Source organism: Streptomyces sp. NPDC054840 (assembly GCF_053611065.1).
Genome location: NZ_JBSGZP010000887.1, coordinates 1 through 2,462, shown reverse-complemented (window position 1 = coordinate 2,462; position 2,462 = coordinate 1). Strand labels below are relative to the sequence as shown.

At 70.8% G+C, this 2,462-nt stretch carries 4 protein-coding genes; 2 read left to right on the top strand and 2 right to left on the bottom strand.

Going from position 1 to position 2,462, the window contains the following annotated elements:
• On the bottom strand, window positions 1-677 hold a 677-nt coding region (locus ACWGIU_RS35530), incomplete at its 3' end, for an oxidoreductase (protein ID WP_453712217.1).
• A 246-nt stretch (window positions 678-923) separates the two neighbouring features.
• Between ACWGIU_RS35530 and ACWGIU_RS35525 the strand changes: the two genes are divergently transcribed.
• Window positions 924-1,403, top strand: a complete 480-nt coding sequence (locus tag ACWGIU_RS35525; RefSeq protein ID WP_453712218.1) for a MarR family winged helix-turn-helix transcriptional regulator — start codon at window positions 924-926, stop codon at window positions 1,401-1,403.
• 252 nt (window positions 1,404-1,655) lie between these two features.
• Here ACWGIU_RS35525 and ACWGIU_RS35520 read toward each other — a convergent pair whose 3' ends face one another.
• Window positions 1,656-1,871, bottom strand: a complete 216-nt coding sequence (locus tag ACWGIU_RS35520; RefSeq protein WP_453712216.1) for a hypothetical protein — start codon at window positions 1,869-1,871, stop codon at window positions 1,656-1,658.
• Between the two features lie 219 nt (window positions 1,872-2,090).
• Between ACWGIU_RS35520 and ACWGIU_RS35515 the strand changes: the two genes are divergently transcribed.
• Complete coding sequence (locus tag ACWGIU_RS35515; RefSeq protein ID WP_453712215.1) at window positions 2,091-2,459, top strand: PRC-barrel domain-containing protein; 369 nt, start codon at window positions 2,091-2,093, stop codon at window positions 2,457-2,459.
• Window positions 2,460-2,462 lie beyond the last annotated feature (3 nt).

Genomic DNA, 2,462 nt, shown 5'->3' with positions numbered 1-2,462 from the left:
TCGGGCGAGACGGTCTCGCGGACCGCGGCCACGATCTCGGCCGCGAACTTCGTACGGGCCACGGGGCCGCCGCCGTAGGCATCGGTACGGCGGTTCGTCCCCGCCCACAGGAACTGGTCGAGGAGGTAGCCGTGGGCGCCGTGCAGTTCCACGCCGTCGAAGCCGATCCGCTCGGCCTCCGCGGCGGCGTCGGCGAACGCGCCGATGACGTCGTCGAGGTCGGCGCGGGTCATCGCCTTGCCGGTCCCCTCGGTACCGTCGACGCGGATGCCGGAGGGGCCGACGGCGGGCGCGTCGGCGTACGGTGCCTCGCCCTGCTTGCGCACCATGCCTATGTGCCACAGCTGGGGCATGATCGTGCCGCCCGCCTCGTGCACGGCCGCGGCGACCTTCGCCCACCCCGCGAGCTGGTCCTCGCCGTGGAATCGCGGCACCCGGTCGCTCTGCCCGGCGGAATCGTGACCTACGTAGGTGCCTTCGGTGACGATCAGGCCCACGCCTGCGGCGGCCCGGCTGGCGTAGTACGCCTGTACGTCCTCGCCGGGTACGCCGCCGGGGGAGAACATCCGCGTCATCGGAGCCATCGCGATGCGATTGGGGACGGTCAGGCCGTTCAGCGTGACGGGCCGGGACAGGATCTCGGCCGCACGGGAGGCGGTGGACGTGGTGACGGTCATGCGGGTCCTCCGGGTTCAAGCTGTGGCTCGTCGGGGTGACACGAGAAGTGCATGATACACATGTTGTGTATCATGCATATGGCCGCGTCAGGCCTGCCTTGGCCCGGCCCGGCCCGGCCCGGCCCTGGCGCGGAGCCGTCCGCAGGCCACCCACCCCGGCAGAGGTCCGCCGGTCCATGGGTCGGCGATAATGGGGCGTCGGAAGGAGCGGGAGGCGTAGTGCTGGAGAAACTGGAGCGGGAGCTGATGCTGCTCTCGCGGCACCAGGTGCTTGCCCGGCGCGAACGCGACCCCGAACGCCTGGAGCGGTCGGCGTACCTGCTACTCAGCCGGATCGATACACAAGGCCCCATGTCCATCGGACAGTTGGCGGACGCCTTCGGGCTCGACACCTCGACCGTGAACCGCCAGACGGCCGCACTGCTGCGCTGCGGACTGGCCGAGCGCGTCGCGGACCCGGACGGGGGCATGGCCCGAAAGCTGCGCATCACCGTTGAAGGCGCGCGGCGGCTCGCCGGAGACCGTGAGGTCAACCAGTCGTGCCTGGCCCGGGTGGTGGCCGACTGGTCCCCTGAGGAGATACGGGAGCTGGAGGACGTCCTGGTCCGGCTCAACCGCAGCGCCGAGGCTCTCGAAGGACGGTACTGGCCGCGCGCGGAGGAAGACGACCCCCGCCCCGTATGCCACCCGCCGGTCGCGCAGGAATCCACGACTCCCGCCCCGTAGACCCCGTGGCATCGATCGCCCCGGGGATCGGGATTCGGGCAGGAGAGCAGGAACGGGCCGGACACGCACATCGCCCACGGCCGGCAGTGGCATCAGATCCGTAGCCGGCCGGCCTGAGGCGAGGCGGGCGGGGCCGGTCGTTCCTCTTCGGTTGTCGCGGGTTTCGCGGACGGTCCGTGTGGCCGGCCCGTGAGGGACCCCGGCAACGCCGAGGCCCGTGCGCGAAGCAGGCGCCGCCGTCACGCCGGGCGGTCAAGTGATCTGCTGCGACGTCCCGTCGGGCAGCCTGCAGACGTAGCCGGCATAGGGCTGTGACGCGACCTGTCCACCCGCGGCCGTGCATTCGTCTCTGGTGATGTTCGGAGCCGAGGTGGCCTCTGCGCCGACGGCGCCGACGGCGCCGAAGGCGCTCATGCCGGCCAGGGTTGCCGTGGCCAGGGTGAGGTCCAGGATTCCTCGCACGCGCATGATTTCCCCTACTCTCGGGCGCCTTCGTCGGCCTTCGGGAAAGACGGATCTCCGGGCGGCGTCGCCCTCCTCCTCAGCATGGGCGCTTGGGGTGGGCCCGCGAGACGGGGGTGGGGCATGCATGAGACTCCGAGCGTGGGGCAGGCGGGGTGCAGGTGAAAGGAAGGGCGCCGAGGGACGAACTCGCCGCCCACTGTCAACCGGAGGAGTTGTTTCCGCGTGACCGAGCATGTGTGGGGATTCAAGTCGACCGCCGGCTACCTGGTCGGTACGGACCTGACCGGTTTCGAGGTCGAAGCGACCGACGGGAGCGTCGGCAAGGTCACCCGGCACTCCGACGAGGTCGGTGACGCCTATCTGGTGGTGGACACGGGCGTGTGGATCTTCGGCAAGGAGGTCCTGCTCCCGGCGAGCGTCGTGGTCCGTATCGACGCGGCCGAGCGGAAGATCTACGTCGACCGCACAAGGGGCCAGATCAAGGACGCCCCGGAGTTCCATCGCGACCACCACCTCGGTGACGCCGGCTACCGCGAGGACCTGGGCACCTACTACGGCACCGGCGCCCCCTTCGGCGGTCGCCCGGCCTGACCC

What these genes read in the sequence shown, in the direction of transcription:
- ACWGIU_RS35525 (WP_453712218.1), top strand. Translation starts at nt 924, where the DNA reads ATGCTGCTCTCGCGGCACCAGGTGCTTGCCCGGCGCGAACGCGACCCC.
- ACWGIU_RS35520 (WP_453712216.1), bottom strand. Translation starts at nt 1,871, where the DNA reads ATGCGCGTGCGAGGAATCCTGGACCTCACCCTGGCCACGGCAACCCTG.